Raw genomic sequence first — 17,198 nt, 5'->3', positions numbered from 1 at the left:
TAGTTTCAAATTTTGGGTGGTACCACGACAAGCTCGTCCCTATGCGGATGAGCTTGTTTTTTTGTCAGTTTTTCTTCATGCTTTAACATGATTAAAAAAATGATATGCTACGAAAATAGAATCATTTTTTTGTTTCAAAGAAAAGAATTCTGTTGATATGAGCTAGCTGTCTAGTGCATACCTCGAGCCTTTAGTTCGTGGAATCGTAGGTGTGGTGACCATAAGAGCATTTTTCATTTTTAGAAAAATGCTACCTTTATTGTATTGGGAGCTAACTGTCAGTTTTTCAATCGCATCACTAAGTAATACGTAGTTTATAAACATGCTTTTCTTAATTGAATGGCTTAGATTATTAAAAGGAGACGATCAATAGTGAAAACAAAAGAAACCCTTCAACTAGGGAAAACAGGTTTTCCAATGCGGGGAAATTTACCAAACCGCGAAGGACAATGGGAAAAAGAGTGGGAAGAAAATAAAATTTATGAGAAGCGTCAAGCATTGAATGAAGGCAAACCATCTTTCGTTTTACATGATGGCCCTCCCTATGCCAATGGAAATATCCACATTGGTCATGCCTTAAATAAAATTAGTAAAGATATTATTGTTCGTTCAAAATCTATGTCCGGTTTTCGTGCACCTTATGTCCCAGGGTGGGATACTCATGGACTGCCAATCGAACAAGTGTTAGCCAATAAAGGCATCAAACGGAAAGAAATGACGATGGCGGAATACCGCAAAAAATGTGAAGAATATGCCTTGTCACAAGTGGACAAACAGCGTGAAGATTTTAAACGTTTAGGAATTGCTGGCGAATGGGATCATCCATACATCACATTGACACCAGATTATGAGGCTGCGGAAATCCGCGTCTTTGGTAAGATGGCGGAAAAGGGTTATATTTATAAAGGCTTGAAACCTATTTATTGGTCACCATCAAGTGAATCTTCTTTAGCTGAAGCGGAAGTTGAATACAAGGACGTAAAATCGGCTTCGATCTATGTGGCTTTCAAAGTCAAAGACGGCAAGGGAATCTTAGATACCGATACGTCATTTATTATCTGGACTACCACACCTTGGACCTTACCAGCTAACCAAGGAATCTCTGTGAATCCAGCATATACTTACGTAGTAGTGGAAGCAGCCGGAGCAAAATATGTCATCGCGAAAGATTTGCTAGATACAGTAGCGAAAGAATTAGAATGGACAGATCCAAAAGTTCTGAAGGAAGTTTCTGGTAACGAGCTTGAATACATGACTGCTCAACATCCGTTTTATGATCGCGAATCATTAGTCATCTTAGGGGACCATGTCACACTAGATGCTGGTACTGGCTTGGTTCATACTGCGCCTGGTCATGGTGAGGACGACTACTTTGCTTGGAAAAAATACCGTAATGACATCATTTCTCCAGTGGACAATCGCGGGGTGATGACAGCAGATGCTCCGGGCTTTGAAGGAGTGTTCTATGATAAAGTCAATCCAATAGTCACTGAGTTGTTAGAAAAAAATGGCGCGTTGCTTAAATTGGCATTCTTTACTCACAGCTATCCACATGATTGGCGGACGAAGAAACCAATCATTTACCGAGCAACACCACAATGGTTTGCATCGATTGATAAATTCCGTCAAGATATTTTAGATGAAATTGAAAAAGTTGATTGGATTATTCCTTGGGGAAAAACACGTTTGTATAATATGATTCGTGATCGCGGGGATTGGGTCATTTCTCGTCAACGTGCTTGGGGTGTACCGTTGCCAATTTTTTATGGTGAAGATGGAGAAGCGATCATCACACCAGAAACAACGGAACACGTCGCGCAATTATTTGCGGAACATGGTTCGAATATTTGGTTTGAACGTGAAGCGAAAGAGTTATTACCTGAAGGGTTCACGCATCCAAGTTCGCCAAATGGTAAGTTCACAAAAGAAAAAGACATCATGGATGTTTGGTTTGATTCTGGTTCTTCTCATGAAGCTGTTTTACGTCAACGGGAAAACTTAACATTCCCAGCGGACATGTATTTAGAAGGATCAGACCAATACCGTGGCTGGTTCAACTCAAGCATCACAACGAGTGTCGCAATCAACGGTGTGGCACCATATAAATCAGTTCTTTCTCAAGGCTTTACCTTAGACGGTGAAGGCCGCAAAATGAGTAAATCTTTAGGCAATACAATCGTTCCAGGGAAAGTCATCAATCAAATGGGTGCCGATATCTTGCGTCTATGGGTCAGCAGTGTGGATTATGAAGCAGATGTGCGGGTTTCAATGGATATCTTGAACCAAGTATCTGAAGTCTATCGTAAAATCCGTAACACGATGCGTTTCTTATTGGCAAATACAACGGACTTTAAACCTACTCAACACACAATTGCTTACAATGAGTTGCGCTCGGTTGATAAATACATGCTGGTTCGTTTAAATGAAGTGATAAAAACGATTCGTGAAGACGGCTATGAGAAATATGACTTCACACAAATTTATAAAACAGTTGTTAACTTCTTAACGGGTGATTTATCTTCCTTCTATTTAGACTTCGCGAAGGATGTTGTTTACATCCAAGCAGAGGACAGCTATGAACGCCGTTGCATGCAAACTGTTTTCTATCAAGTGGCCGTTGCCTTGACGAAGCTTTTGACACCAATTATTCCTCATACAACTGAAGAAATTTGGTCATACTTAAAAGAAGAGGAAGAGTATGTTCAATTAGCAGAATTACCAAGCTATGAAACATTCGCGAATCAAGCAGAATTATTGGATACTTGGAAAGCCTTCATGGATTTCCGTGACAATGTTTTGAAAGCTTTAGAAGAAGCGCGGAATGAAAAAATTATCGGAAAATCATTGGAAGCAAAAGTCACGATTTATCCAAATGAACAAGTCGCAACGATGTTGACCGCACTTGATGCGGATCTAGCTCAATTATTAATCGTTTCACCTGATTCATTCAGCATTTCAAAAGAAGTGGCACCAGAAAATGCGAAGACATTTGATGATGTTGCTATTCTAGTAGAAAAAGCCGATGGGGAAGTGTGTGACCGCTGTCGTCAAGTTCGTAAGACAGTCGGTGAAGATGAAAAATTACCAACTTTATGTGCGTCATGTGCTCATATTGTAGAAGAATATTATCCAGAAGCTGTTGCAGAAGGATTAGAATAAAAGCATATATAATAGAAGAAACCCATGTCATAATCTGACATGGGTTTCTTTGCGTACAAAAAGAAGCTGAGAAAAAGTATCAGCTTCAATCGGATTAGTTTAGTTTTCCACGTTCGCGGTACCACTGATCTGGTTGCCAAGCCCATTCGTGGCCATTGTTTGCTAACAGGTCAAAGGCAGATTGTGGGCCCATTGTTCCAGCAGCGTAATTTGGGAAACCTGGTGTTGTTTTGTCCCAAGTGTGACGGATACGGTCGACGATTTCCCATGAGTTTGCAACTTCATCCCAATGAGAGAAGTTGGTTGCATCGCCATTCAGGGCATCCAGCAATAATTTTTCATAAGCCTCAGGGCTATTTTCTGTCACTTCAGCGCTTTGACGGAAGTTTAATTTGACTGGTTCTGTGTTGAAGCCTTGGCCGATTTTTTTGCCATTTAAGGTTAGGGAGAACCCTTCTGTTGGTTGAATATAAATCGTCAAAATATTTTGCGGCAAGTCGGCGCCTTTGGCTTCTTCTTGTTCAAAATTAAAGACATTGACTGGCAATTGTTTGAACACGATATTAATTCGGGTGCCCTTTTCGGTCATCCGTTTGCCGGTACGAATGTAGAAGGGAACACCTGACCAACGGAAGTTATCAATTAAGAATTTACCAGCAACGAACGTTTCCATCAGAGAATCTTTAGCGACTTTAGGCTCGTCGTGGTACGCAACAAAATCCTTCCCATCTAACGTTCCAGCACCATATTGTCCACGAACGAAGTTTTGTAAAACCTCTTCTGACGAATAGCGGCGAATCGCTTCTAAAGCTTTGACTTTTTCTTGGCGAATCGAAGAATTTGAAAAAGAAGTTGGGACTTCCATCGCTAGTAAGGCAACGACTTGCAAAATGTGATTTTGGACCATATCTTTCAAGGCACCACTTTGTTCATAATAACCGCCTCGATCCTCTACGCCCAATGCTTCGGAAAAAGTAATTTGGATGTTTTCAATATAGCGGTTGTTCCAAAGGGATTCGAAGATATTATTACCAAAACGAATCACGGAAATATTTTGAATCATTTCCTTGCCTAAGTAATGATCGATCCGGAAAATGTCTTCTTCTGGGAAAACGTTACGGATTTGTTGATTTAATTCTGCTGCGGAGTCGTAGTCAAATCCAAACGGTTTTTCGATCACTAAACGATTGTAGCCAGTGGTTGTCAAAATATTTTGAGATTTCAAGTGATTAACAATCGTACCGAAAAATTGAGGTGCCATCGCCAAGTAATATATTCGATTGCCTTGAAGACCATATTGTTTGTCTAATTTGTCAGATAAGTCCTTTAGCTGATCGTAATGCGTAGTGTCATTCACGTCATGGGATAAATAATAAAAGTGGCTGGCAAAATCTTTCTTTTCTTCATCGGTAGGATTCAAATCTTTGATTTTATCACACACAATCTCACGGTAATGATCATCGCTCCAAGGCCTTCTAGCTGTGCCAATCACAGCGAAGTGCTCAGCAAGATTGCCTTTTTTATACAAGCGAAATAGCGACGGATACAATTTCCGTTGTGCTAGATCGCCGGTTCCGCCAAATATTGTAAATAATGCAGCTTGTTCCATAAAATTACGCTCCTTGTAGTTTTAATAGTGAGTACATAAGTGCTAATCCTGCCTTGAAGGTCACCGTTTCCAAGAACAGAGAACTTCAAATCTTATAGGGCATCAACGAAGATCGTTGATGCGGCTTTATAACTGATTGATACCTCTTTTTGTTGGTTTTGTAAAGTAATTGGTCCTTCATAGGCAGCGATATTCGTGATGGTAAATTCTTCGTGGATTTGTACGCCTAAGTCCATCAAATAATCGAGTAGTTCCTTCTCGTCTAAGACACGAGCGACTCGTATTTTAGTTCCTTCAGGATAGTTCGCTAAAGTCATCCGTTCCTTTTCATGGACTGTTTGATCTTGCTGAGGAATCATGCCACCGTGAGGACAGAAGATGGGGTGACTTAAATAATTGTCCAGTCTCTCTTCTAATTGAGGAGACGTCACATGCTCCAAGACTTCTGCTTCTTCATGGACCTCATTCCAAGAATAGCCGAGATGATCGACTAAGAACACTTCCCATAAACGATGTTTGCGGACTAACGCACTGGCCTTTTTCAAACCGGCGGATGTTAATTGTACTCCTTGATAAGGGGAGTGTTCCACCAGGCCTTCTTTGACTAATTTATTGATCATTTCACTGACCGAAGCTCCAGAAATGGATAAACCGGCAACGATTTTTTTATTGCTGACTTTTTTTTCATCGCCACCTAATTCTAATATTAATTTTAAATAATCTTCGCGGTTCGGTGTCATTGATGTTCATCCTTTCATAACGAAGCATATCAGCTTTAGTTTATCAAAAAAATCTTTTTATTTCCATTTGATTGGATTTTTATTTTAAAGACACAGAGATGTTATAACGGCGGTAATTAAAAAAAAATTCTTAGAAAACTTGCACAATCGTTATAAAAAAGGTAGAATATTAAAAATAAATGAGAATTGTCAAACTATTTAAAGGATTGATGTGAATGTTACAGGAACAATGTACTAAAGCCCCGACCTTGTATGATCCTGCTTTTGAAAAGGATGCATGTGGTATGGGCTTTATTGCTCAAATGCAGGGCAAAAAATCCCATCAATTGGTGGAGTATGCACTAACGATGTTAGAACGAATGAACCATCGAGGTGGTACCGGCGCAGAACCTGAAACAGGGGACGGAGCGGGTATCTTAGCGACAATTCCCGATAAGTTTTTTCAAAGAGAAGCACAAAAGTTTGGGGCTCAGTTACCGGCGAAGTCGCAATATGCGGTAGGAATGTTTTTCCTGCCAACCGAAGAAAAGCAAAAACTAGGCTTGTTAAAAGCGTTAATCACTGAAATTGAAGCGGTGGGTTATCCTGTTATTTGGCAACGAGATGTTCCTTTTCAATATGAAAACTGTGGGCCAGGTGCGCAAAAGGTCATGCCTAGCTTTGTGCAGTTATTCATAAAACGACCGGTTGATGTAGCAACGGATCGTGAGTTTGAAGACCGTTTGTTCCGTTTACGCCGAAAACTAGAAAAAATTTATCATGCTGGCGAGCTTTCGATCTGTAGCTTATCCGCTAAAACGATCGTCTATAAAGGCATGCTCCATGCTTATCAAGTGGGAATCTTTTATGATGATTTAAAGGACCAAGATTTTGAAGCGAGTATCGCAGTTGTTCATTCACGCTTTTCTACCAATACTTTTCCTAGCTGGGATCGAGCACAGCCGTTTCGTTTCTTGGCTCATAATGGAGAGATTAATACCTTGCGAGGTTCAGAAAATTGGATGAAGAGTCATGATATTGAAGTTTATAATGAAGAAGATTCGGATTCTGCCAAACTGGAAAACTGTATGGAATATCTTTACCGCAACGGTCGTGATATTCCTCACGCACTGATGATGATGGTACCAGAAGCTTGGTCGGAAGAAGCCAACTTAGGCGAAGAAATAACCGCTTTTCAAGAATACAATGCCAGCTTCATGGCTCCTTGGGACGGTCCAGCAGCTTTGTGTTTCACCGATGGTGAGATGGTGGGAGCGACCTTGGACCGGAATGGCTTACGACCTTCTCGTTATTCGATTACGAAGGATGGATTTGTACAGGTGGCTTCTGAATCCGGCGTCGTCGACTTCGCGCCTTCCAATGTGATTGAGAAAGGGGTTTTAGGACCCGCTAACATGATCTTAGTCGATACGACGAAGGGCAAGTTTTACCGTAATCAAGAAATCAAAGAAAAATATGCGAAGGCTCATCATTATCGTGAATGGTTGACGGAGCACAGAATTGCCTTAACAGAGTTGCCTGAGGTGGAAGCCGCACCGCTGGAATTATCGGAAAAAGAATTGCAGACGATGTGGAAGCTGAATGGTTACACGGATGAGATTATTCGCGGGGCTTTATTACCAATGGCGGAAAAAGGGGAAGAACCGGTTCTTTCAATGGGCTTTGATTCTCCGTTAGCCGTGTTAAGTGACAAGCCGCAATCTTTGTTTACTTATTTCAAACAACAATTCGCCCAAGTTACCAACCCGCCAATCGACGCGATTCGCGAACAGCTTGTGATCGGGACGGAAATGTTTTTAGGCCGTGATGGCGATGTGCGAGTGGATCAGGCTGAAAATTGTCAAAAATTAAAAATCAACAGTCCGGTATTAAGCACTAGTGACTTCCAAAAGATTCAACAACTAGCTACCAAGCAGCAAAAAGTCGTGACTGTTTCGACCTTGTATCGTGTTGGCGCGCGAAATGCTTTAGAAGACAGCTTGGAGCAGATGTTTAAAGAAGCGGAAGGAGCCGTTGATGCAGGAGCGACGATCTTAATCTTAAGTGACCGCGGGTTTGCTTCAGACAAAATGGCGCTGCCGATCTTGTTGGCTGTTTCTGGGTTGCACAATCATTTAGTCCGCAAGGGAAAAGCTTCTCACGTGAGTCTGGTGGTAGACTCTGGGGAAGTTTGCGAAGTCCATCATTTCGCGACCTTGATCGGTTATGGAGCCAGTGGTATTCATCCTTATGGGGCCTACGCGACCTTGGAAACCTTTGAGATTGAAAATGGCTTGGAAAATTATCGTAAAGCAGCGGAAAAAGGCATCGTCAAAGTCATGTCCCGCATGGGGATCTCGACGATTGCCGGTTACCATGGGGCTCAGCTTTTTGAAGTAGTGGGTATTAGTCAACAGGTGACGGATAAATACTTTACTGGAACAGCCAGCCGAATTGGTGGACTGTCCTTGATCCAGATTGAAGAAGAATATTTGACCCGGCACGAAGCTGCTTATGGCTCGCGTCAAAATGATCTGCTGGCTTCTGGCGGCAGTTTCCAATATAAGGCAGACGGAGAGCATCATTTATTCAATCCTAAAACGATCTATAATTTCCAGCAAGCAGTTCGTGCAGGTGATTATCAGTTGTTCAAGCATTATGTCGATCAAATGAATCAAGAAGCGCTGGATGAACCAACGTCCTTGCGTTCGCTTTGGGAATTTAAAAACGAGCGACCAGCGGTAAAATTATCTGAGGTGGAACCGGCGAGTAAAATCGTGAAACGTTTCAAAGTCGGCGCGATGTCTTATGGTTCTTTAAGTGAAGAAGCTCATCAATGTATCGCTGAGGCGATGAATGCGATTGGGGCAAAATCCAATAGTGGTGAAGGCGGCGAACATCGCAAACGGTTCAAAGCGCAAGCGGATGGTAAGAATTTTAATAGTAAGATCAAACAAGTGGCTTCTGGTCGTTTCGGGGTCAATGCTGAGTATTTAATGAGCGCAGAAGAATTACAAATCAAAATGGCGCAAGGAGCGAAACCGGGAGAAGGCGGACAGTTGCCGGGGAATAAGGTCTTTCCATGGGTAGCAGAGATTCGCGGCTCGACACCAGGTGTCCGACTGATCTCGCCACCACCTCATCACGATATTTATTCGATTGAGGATCTGGCGCAGCTGATCTATGACCTAAAGGCAATCAATCCGTATGCCAAGATCAATGTTAAATTGGTTTCAAGCACCGGAGTCGGTACGATCGCTACCGGAGTGGTGAAAGCAGGCGCCGATGTCGTTGTGATCTCTGGTTACGACGGCGGAACCGGGGCTTCGCCGCGAAATTCGATTCGGGATGCCGGGTTACCGTGGGAAATGGGTGTCGCTGAAGCCCATCAAACCTTGGCAATGAACAATCTACGTCAACGAATGACGTTAGAAACAGATGGTAAGCTGATGACTGGTCGGGATGTCGCGATGGCGATCTTATTAGGGGCTGAGGAATATAGTTTTGCTTCATTGGCGCTAGTTGCAATCGGCTGCGTCATGATGCGGGTCTGCAGCTTGAATACGTGTCCGGTCGGGGTAGCAACCCAAAATCCAGCCTTACGGAAATTCTTTGTTGGTAAACCTGAACACTTAATTAATATGATGCATTTTATCGCGGAGGATTTACGGGAGATCATGGCGGAGCTCGGTTTTAGAAGTATTGACGAAATGATCGGTCACACCGAAGTCTTACAGCCTCGTTTTATTGCAAAGGGCAAAGCCAAATCATTAGATTTTTCCCGCATCTTTTCAACTAGCGTGGGGATTCAACGAAAGACGGAAGATCCCTTCAAAGAAAAACGGGAATGGCCTGAATTGGATCATTTCGCAGAAGGTGCCATCATAAATGGTGAATTAGTGGAGATGACTTATCCAATCAACAACGTCAATCGCACAGTCGGCGCACGAATGGGCGGTTGGATCGCGGAACGTTTCGGCAATTATGCGTTAACGCCGGGTCAAATCAAATATACGTATACAGGAATTGCGGGTCAAAGCTTTGGTTCATTCATTACGCAAGGAATGGAATTGAAATTGATTGGCGAAGGCAATGACTATGTAGGCAAAGGGTTGAGTGGTGGACGCTTGATTATCGTTCCACCGGAGGATGCGGCATATGATGTTGAAAATTCTCCAATCGTAGGAAATGTCGTTTGCTTTGGTGCCAATCGCGGTGAAGGTTATTTCCGCGGCAAAGCGGGAGAACGTTTCTGTGTCCGCAATAGTGGAGCCAATGTTGTGGTAGAAGGCGTCGGCGATCATGGCTGTGAATACATGACCGGTGGTGTTGCGGTAATCTTAGGACCAACCGGCCGAAACTTTGCGGCGGGGATGTCCGGGGGTGTCGCTTATGTCTATGATCCGACTGGGACCTTTGCTGAAAAATGCAATCTGGAAATGGTGGAGCTCTTTACATTCGGCGAGTCAGGTGATGACGGCGTTCTGAAAGAAATGATCGAAAAACATTTTGCTTATACCGATTCCTTGAAGGCGGCACAATTATTGAATGATTGGGAGACAGCGCAAAAGCACTTTGTCAAAGTCTATCCAAGAGAATACCATGAAATGATTCGGGTCACTGAAGAGCTGGCGAAAACTGGCTTAACAGGTGAGGAATTGATTGAAAAAGCCTTTGTTGAGGTGATCGGTGAACAAACCGCACCGGCTGGAAAGGAGCGTGGCTAAGATGGCGGATCCATTTGGATTTTTAAAATATGCCCGGAAGGATAATCCCTATCGTCCGGTAGAAGAACGGGTCAAGGATTGGCAAGAGCTGCAAACTCCTTTAAGTGTGGAAGAGCGGCAAGAGCAAGCAGCTCGTTGTATGAACTGTGGCATTCCCTTTTGCCATACCGGGATCTTTTACGGGGGCAAACGCGCGGTCTCAGGTTGTCCCAACGATAATTTGATTCCTGAATGGAACGACTTCGTTTATCGCGGGGATTTTAAAAATGCTTTTGAGCGGTTAGCTAAGACCAATCCGTTGCCTGAAATGACGGGACGGGTTTGCCCAGCACCTTGTGAGAAATCCTGTACCGAGGGCTTGAACGGAGCTGGAGTTGCGATTCATGACAATGAGCGCTTTATTATTGATAATGCCTTTGAGCAGGATTGGGTCAAAGCAGACGGCATGCCGGTGGAACGAACCAATTTTACCGTTGCGGTGATTGGTTCCGGGCCTGCGGGGCTTTCAGCCGCATGGCGTTTAAATCAGCTAGGTCATCAAGTAACCGTGTATGAACGTAGCGATCGTGCCGGAGGATTACTGATGTATGGTATTCCAAACATGAAGCTTGATAAAGACATCGTACAACGTCGAATCGATGTGATGGAAGCGGTAGGAATCACCTTTGTGCTGAATACCGAAGTCGGTGTCGACGTTACGGCAGAAGAACTACAGGGAAAATACGATCGCGTGATTGTTGCTAGTGGTGCTAGTGTGCCACGAGATTTGAAAATCAAAGGCCGCGAGTTACATGGTATTCAGTTTGCGGTGGATTATTTGACGGATTGTACGAAAGATGTGCTGAAGCATGGCAAAGAGGCCACCAGTAAAAAACTGGCAGGTAAGCACGTTGTAGTCATTGGCGGCGGCGATACCGGGAATGACTGTATTGGTTCCGCGATTCGTCAAGGTGCGGCTTCTGTTAAGCAGTTGGAGATCACGCCACAATTACAGCCTGAACGGACAGCAAATAATCCGTGGCCGGAATACTCGATGGTGGATCGCACAGGCTATGGTCAGGAAGAAGGCCTGCTGGGAAATAAGGAATTGACTTATTACAACACCTCAACGACTGCCTTTGTCGGAGCCGAACGGGGACAAGTAATTGCCATCGAAACGACAAAAGTCAACAATCGTTTCCAACCAGTAGCTGGAACGGAGCAAGTTTTAAAGGCTGATTTAGTTTTATTGGCGATGGGCTTTACCGGCGCAGAGAAAAGCTTGTTAGATGCTTTTGATGTGCAAGAAATCTACGAAGATTACACGACTAACAATGAAAAAGTCTATGTGGCTGGTGATGCTAGAAGAGGACCAAGCTTGGTAATTTGGGGTATTCGTGAAGGCCGTAAAGCTGCAGAAAACGTCGATCAAATGCTACGGACGTTGATCTATCAGTAAACAAAAAAGGTGTGCCGATTATTGCATCGGTACACCTTTTTTTGGCAGATTGAGCGTTGTTGGTACAAGTGTCAGAGAAATATCATCTAGTTCATCGTACAAAGTATCTGGGGTTCCATTTTTAGTCTTGATGATTAAATGGTAACCAAATTGATCTTGGATCGCTAGTTTTTGTTCACTTAACTCAATCAGCTGGTAAATGATGGCACTGCCATCTAAAATAATCGATAGATCAGGATAAATCGTGATTGTGTGGAGTCTTTTCTCGTGGGGATGAGAAAATTCCCAAGAACCGACGTACAAGCTATTCAGCTCCTGCGTTTCATGCCTGCGCGCTAGCTTCGCTCCTGCCGCCGCAATCCCAAGAGAGGTTAGAAAAAAAGGCCACTTTAATCTCATCAAAAAAAACTCCTTTCTCAATCTTAATGTACAAATTTTAAAAAAATTTGCTCTATTTTCGAGCCGTATACCATTCTGCTAATCTGCTAAAGCAGAAAGAAGAACTGGCATCCTTTCTCAATCTTAGTACACAAATTTAAAAATGGCTCACTTTAAGTCTGATGCCATTCGGCTAAACATCCACAAATAAATAATTTTTTTAATTAAATAGCGTATAATTACCTGATGTAAAGCGAAACAAGCGTCGTTCACATCTTGTTTGTTATACTATATAATAAAGTCCGTGATCTTTCCATCAGGCTTAAGGACTATTTAACTTTTTTTAGAAGGATTTAGATAAAATGAATTACTCAGAGATCCATTTAGCAAGCTTTATTGAAAGAAGCAATCGATTTATTGCCCGTTGTCGCTTGATTGAGACGGGAGAAGAAATTATCACTCACGTCAAAAACACGGGCCGGAACAAGGAATTATTTTTAACGGATGCGTTGGTCGCGGTCAATCATCAGCCCTCGGTCAAGCGTAAGACCGCCTATGATTTAGTCGCGGTACGAAAAGGCGAGATGTGGATCAACATTGATTCTCAGATTCCCAACGTCTTAGCAGCTGAAGGAATTTTAGCTGGAAAAATTGTGCTGCCAGGCTTGCGCGGCGCCATCACCTTTCTGAAACGTGAATATACGTTTGAGCACTCAAAATTTGATATTTATTTTGAGACCGATCAACAAGAAAAAGGCTTTGTGGAAGTCAAAGGGATGACGCTGGAAAATCAGGGCATCGGCGCATTTCCGGATGCACCGACTTTGCGAGGCTTAAAGCATGTGGAAGAACTGCGGGTCGCACAGGCGATGGGCTATCATAGTTATGTTTTATTTGTCGTACAGTTCCCAACGGTTTCACGAGCGACGATTCATCGTCATATGCAGCCGGCACTGTATTCTGCGGTGGAGGGGGCATTGGCAGACGGCGTCACGGTTTTAGCGTATAATTGTGACGTAGATCAACAAAGTATTTCAATCAAACAGGCAGTTCCTTTTGATTTAACACAAAAATTTATTGACCCTAATCAATGAAAGGTGGAACAAGTATGATCAATTTAGGAATTATCGGTACCAACTGGATTACGGACCAATTTGTCCAAGCTGCTCACCAAACTGGCAGCTACCAGCTTGCGGCGGTTTACTCACGACGTTTAGAGACCGCTCAAAAATTTGGCGAAAACTATGGAGATGTGGAATATGCGACGGATTTGGTTACTTTTTTTGCGATCCAGCATGTTGATACGGTGTATATCGCATCGCCAAATAGTCTGCACTTTGAACAAGCGAAGCAGGCTATTTTAGCGGGAAAAAATATCATCGTTGAAAAACCCGCCTTTTCCACGCCGCAAGAAATGGACGAAATCATCGAACTGGCGAATCAGCAACGGGTTTTCTTTTTTGAGGCAGCCCGTAATATTCATGAGCAGGCCTTTAAAACCATCGCTGATTTTCTGCCGTTAAAGGATCGAACGATCGGTGCGGATTTTAGTTTCATGAAGTATTCTTCACGGTATGATCAAGTCTTAGACGGCGAAGAACCAAATATCTTTTCCCCTCATTTTTCTGGCGGAGCCTTAGTCGATTTAGGCGTATACCCGATTTATGCGGCACTAGCTTGGTTTGGGATGCCTAATGAGAGCTTGTATTTTGCAAAAAAAATTCAAACGGATGTTGATGGAATCGGCACGGGAATTTTGCGTTACGAAGAATTTGATGTGACCATTCGTACGGGGAAAATTAGTGACAGCTATCAACCAGCAGAGATCTATTTAAGTAATGGGACGTTAGTACTGGACGCGATTCACTCTATCGATGAAGCCGTCTTCCATGACCGTGATCATCAGCGAAAAATAAAATTAAGTGTGCAGCGGGTAGAAAATCCAATGGTTGAAGAAGCGGCGGCGTTTGCTGAAGTAATTTTGAACCCAACGGATCGAACATTAGGAACGAATTATGAAGAGTGGGTGGAATTGGCCCGCAATGTCAACCAAGTGTTGTATGATATGAGAAAAAGTGCAGGCATCGTTTTTGATGCCGACGCGAAATAGAGGAAATTATGGATAGTCAAACATTTGTGCCATTTTTACAAAAGAATTGGACAGAAGCTGGATTTCAACAGCCAGCATTGATCCAAAATAAAGTCTTTTCACCCATCACCGAAGGAAAAAATTTAGTCGGGATCGCCCCCACCGGAAGCGGCAAGACCCTAGCTTACTTATTGCCCTTACTTAACCAATTAGAAGTCGGTGTAGCTAGTCAAATCCTGGTTTTGACGTCATCACAGGAACTGGCGATGCAAGTCGTGGAAGTCGCCCGTAAATGGTTGGCGGGATCAGGCATGAAGGCGCAGCCTTTAATCGGCGGAGCCAATGTCAAACGCCAGCAAGAAGCCTTAAAGAAGAAGCCGGAAGTGCTGATTGGTACGCCAGGACGAGTATTAGAGTTAATCACCGCCAAAAAAATCAAGGCGGCCAATATCAAAACGCTAGTCTTTGATGAAGTCGATCAATTGATCCAAGGACAAAGCTTGCAGCTGATCCAAAAAATCATGAAAGCCGCCGATAATCAGGCGCAACGCTTATATTTTTCTGCTACGGCGGATGTCGTTCTGGATGAATTGAAAAAACTTGAAACGGACTTAGAAGTGGTAGATGTTTCTAAAGAAGACAAGAGTCAAGGCGAAGTTCAACATTTCTATTTAGAAACGACGGATCGTAAGAAAGTGGATCAATTGCGTCGTTTATTGAATTTGCCGGAATTTTGGGGCATGATCTTTTTCAATCAGCTAAGTGATATGGGCAGTGGTGAAGAAAAATTAGCCTTTCATCAATTGCCAGTTGTTAGTCTAGCTTCAGATCAGTCAAAAATCGCTCGTAAAAACGCGATTGAACAATTTAAAAAACAGCAGGCACAAGGCTTATTGACCACCGATTTGGCAAGCCGCGGCTTAGACATCGAGTCGCTGCCGTTTGTTATCAATGTAGACGTGCCGTTAAGTGAAGAAAGCTATCTGCATCGAGCGGGTCGTGTGGGCCGAATGGGGCAAGCGGGAGTCGTAATCACATTGGTTAGCCCGCAGGAGAAGGCGGACTTAACGAAGATCGCTAAAAAATTGGCGCTTCAACTGGCACCGATTTATTTATATGGCGGCGAATTATTGACGGAAGAGCCAGTAAGACAAGCTGATCCAAAAAAGAAGAAACCAAAGAAAAGCAAAGGGAAAAGACGAAAATAAGTCTTTTCCTTTTTTTGATTTGATCAGCAATGAAAAATCTTAATTATAAAATAGACTTATTAAATCTTCGACGGCGCTTGCGAAAATAAGTTAAAATCGCTACAATAATAGAGATTCATATCAAGCACGTTCTCGTAGCTCAGTAGGATAGAGCGATCGCCTCCTAAGCGATAGGTCGCTGGTTCGATTCCAGTCGGGAACATTATTAAATCTGCCAAAAACCACTGTTCATTAGGTTTTTGGTTTTTTTTGGTCAACTTTAAAAAATGGTTTAGCAAAAGTTTACTTGTGGACAAGCGCTGGATCTGAATTTGACAACTGTATTCTTCGATTTAGCACATTATTACAAAAATAACATTAAAAAATGTTGACAAAAACGAAATCGAGATTATAATTCAATTAATAATAAAAAAGATGTTGAAGAGAAGAGTAGCTTTCAAAGCTGTTACAGAGACCTCGGTTGGTGAAAAAGAGGACAGTCAGAAAAAAGTGAAGATGAGCTCTGAGTTTTCTAAACGGTTTACGCTGTTTAGACGGAAGTACCCGTTAGCGTACCGAGTTTCAATTGGAACTGTCGAGGTGTTGCTCTGTAAAGACAACATAAATAAGGGTGGTAACGCGCATTTGTCGTCCCTTTGTCAATTTATTGGCAAAGGGCGGCTTTTTTTTGTTTCAAGAAAGAAGGAAGAGCATGGAAATCGATCAATTTATTAATGATTACGCAATAGAGCGCAAACAAACAAATTCACTGAAATGGGATGCTTTAGACGAGCGATATGGGGATTCAGAACTCTTGCCGTTGTGGGTAGCAGATACAGAATTTAAAACGCCTAAACCTGTGGTAGCAGCTTTAGAAACGCGAATTCGTCACGGCATTTTTGGCTATTCGATTGTGCCAGATGATTACTTTGAAGCGTACGAAGGGTGGCAAAAACGTCATGAAAAAACACCATTTCAAGCAAATTGGTTGTCTTTTTCCACAGGTGTCGTGCAATCATTGTATGATTTGGTTGCTTGTTTTACGGAAGTTGGGGATAGTATATTGATTCAGCCCCCGGTATATTACCCCTTCTTTAATGCCATTAAAGATCAAAAACGTAAGCTGGTGACTTCAGAGCTGATCCAAAAAGATAGTCATTATCAAATGGATCTAGTTGATTTTGAAAACAAACTACTAACAGAACAAGTAAAAGTATTTATTCTCTGCTCACCTCATAATCCGGTCGGGCGTGTGTGGAGTGAAGAAGAGCTTAGAAGGGTCTTAACGCTTTGTAATCAATATGGTGTTCTAGTCATTGCCGATGAAATTCATTCTGACTTGGTTTTTAAGCCCTTTACTTCGACAATCACGGTAGCCGAAGCAGCATCTTTAGAAAATTTGATTGTTTGTAATGCACCATCAAAAACGTTTAACCTAGCTTCTTTACTAACTTCTCACGTTTGGATTCCAAATGTCGAGAAGCGAAAACAATATAGTGCGTGGTCACAAGCCCATCGGCAAACAGAAAATAGCTCATTAGGACAACTAGCAGCTAAAACTGCTTATGAAACCGGGGATGATTGGCTTCAAGGGTTATTATCGGTAGTTGAATACAATTACACACTGGCTAAAAAAAAATTAACTAAAAATTTGCCACAAATTAGAATCATTGAACTAGAAGGAACTTACTTGCTATGGCTAGACTTGACAGCCCTGATTCCAGCTAGTGAGGTAAAAGAGTTCGTTCAAGAACAAGCTAGGCTGGCTGTCGATTATGGTGAATGGTTCTCGGCCACTGCGAAATCTTTCATACGATTAAATCTAGCCACCTCTCCTCTAAATATTCAAATTGCTTGTGATCGTCTGATTGCTGCTATGAAAGGAAGATAGA

10 protein-coding genes, 1 tRNA gene and 1 other annotated feature are annotated in these 17,198 nt (G+C 42.6%); of the genes, 8 read left to right on the top strand and 3 right to left on the bottom strand.

Annotated elements, in window-relative coordinates; genetic code table 11:
- Positions 1-372: 372 nt before the first annotated feature.
- Positions 373-3,159 carry an isoleucine--tRNA ligase gene (ileS, locus tag FFM67_RS00210; RefSeq protein WP_137612667.1) on the top strand — a complete coding sequence of 929 codons (2,787 nt, stop codon included), beginning with the start codon at positions 373-375 and terminating at the stop codon, positions 3,157-3,159.
- Between the two features lie 94 nt (positions 3,160-3,253).
- On the opposite strand, the gene zwf is transcribed toward ileS, so the two are convergent.
- Both zwf and efaR read right to left on the bottom strand, forming a co-directional pair.
- Positions 3,254-4,768 carry a glucose-6-phosphate dehydrogenase gene (gene zwf, locus FFM67_RS00205; protein ID WP_137612666.1) on the bottom strand — a complete coding sequence of 505 codons (1,515 nt, stop codon included), beginning with the start codon at positions 4,766-4,768 and terminating at the stop codon, positions 3,254-3,256.
- Between the two features lie 92 nt (positions 4,769-4,860).
- Positions 4,861-5,508: a transcriptional regulator EfaR gene (gene efaR, locus FFM67_RS00200; protein WP_137612665.1), complete on the bottom strand. Its 648-nt coding sequence runs from the start codon at positions 5,506-5,508 to the stop codon at positions 4,861-4,863.
- Between the two features lie 215 nt (positions 5,509-5,723).
- Here efaR and gltB point away from each other — a divergent pair, with 215 nt between their 5' ends.
- The gene (gltB, locus tag FFM67_RS00195; RefSeq protein ID WP_137612664.1) at positions 5,724-10,214 is read left to right on the top strand and encodes a glutamate synthase large subunit; all 4,491 of its coding nucleotides are present in this window, start codon (positions 5,724-5,726) and stop codon (positions 10,212-10,214) included.
- A gap of 1 nt (position 10,215) precedes the next feature.
- A complete protein-coding gene (locus tag FFM67_RS00190) occupies positions 10,216-11,652 on the top strand; it encodes a glutamate synthase subunit beta (protein WP_137612663.1) in 1,437 nt (478 codons plus the stop codon).
- 18 nt (positions 11,653-11,670) lie between these two features.
- Here the strand turns inward: FFM67_RS00190 and FFM67_RS00185 are convergent, their stop codons facing one another.
- Positions 11,671-12,051: a DUF4828 domain-containing protein gene (locus FFM67_RS00185; protein WP_137612662.1), complete on the bottom strand. Its 381-nt coding sequence runs from the start codon at positions 12,049-12,051 to the stop codon at positions 11,671-11,673.
- Between the two features lie 341 nt (positions 12,052-12,392).
- Between FFM67_RS00185 and sfsA the strand changes: the two genes are divergently transcribed.
- The 5 genes from sfsA to FFM67_RS00160 all read left to right on the top strand — a co-directional run bounded on the left by sfsA (position 12,393) and on the right by FFM67_RS00160 (position 17,197).
- Entirely contained in the window at positions 12,393-13,124 is a 732-nt protein-coding gene (gene sfsA / locus FFM67_RS00180; protein ID WP_137612661.1) for a DNA/RNA nuclease SfsA, read from the top strand.
- Between the two features lie 14 nt (positions 13,125-13,138).
- A complete protein-coding gene (locus FFM67_RS00175; RefSeq protein WP_137612660.1) occupies positions 13,139-14,140 on the top strand; it encodes a Gfo/Idh/MocA family protein in 1,002 nt (333 codons plus the stop codon).
- An 8-nt stretch (positions 14,141-14,148) separates the two neighbouring features.
- Entirely contained in the window at positions 14,149-15,327 is a 1,179-nt protein-coding gene (locus FFM67_RS00170) for a DEAD/DEAH box helicase (RefSeq protein WP_137612659.1), read from the top strand.
- 128 nt (positions 15,328-15,455) lie between these two features.
- Positions 15,456-15,529: transfer RNA gene (locus FFM67_RS00165), tRNA-Arg, on the top strand.
- Between the two features lie 206 nt (positions 15,530-15,735).
- Positions 15,736-15,965 (top strand) — a binding site (T-box leader).
- 53 nt (positions 15,966-16,018) lie between these two features.
- Complete coding sequence (locus tag FFM67_RS00160; RefSeq protein ID WP_137612658.1) at positions 16,019-17,197, top strand: MalY/PatB family protein; 1,179 nt, start codon at positions 16,019-16,021, stop codon at positions 17,195-17,197.
- Position 17,198: the final 1 nt, after the last annotated feature.

The sequence above is a fragment of the Enterococcus viikkiensis genome, from assembly GCF_005405345.1.
In the GTDB taxonomy this organism is placed as follows: domain Bacteria; phylum Bacillota; class Bacilli; order Lactobacillales; family Enterococcaceae; genus Enterococcus_A; species Enterococcus_A viikkiensis.
This window is presented reverse-complemented; position numbering and strand designations above follow the sequence as displayed.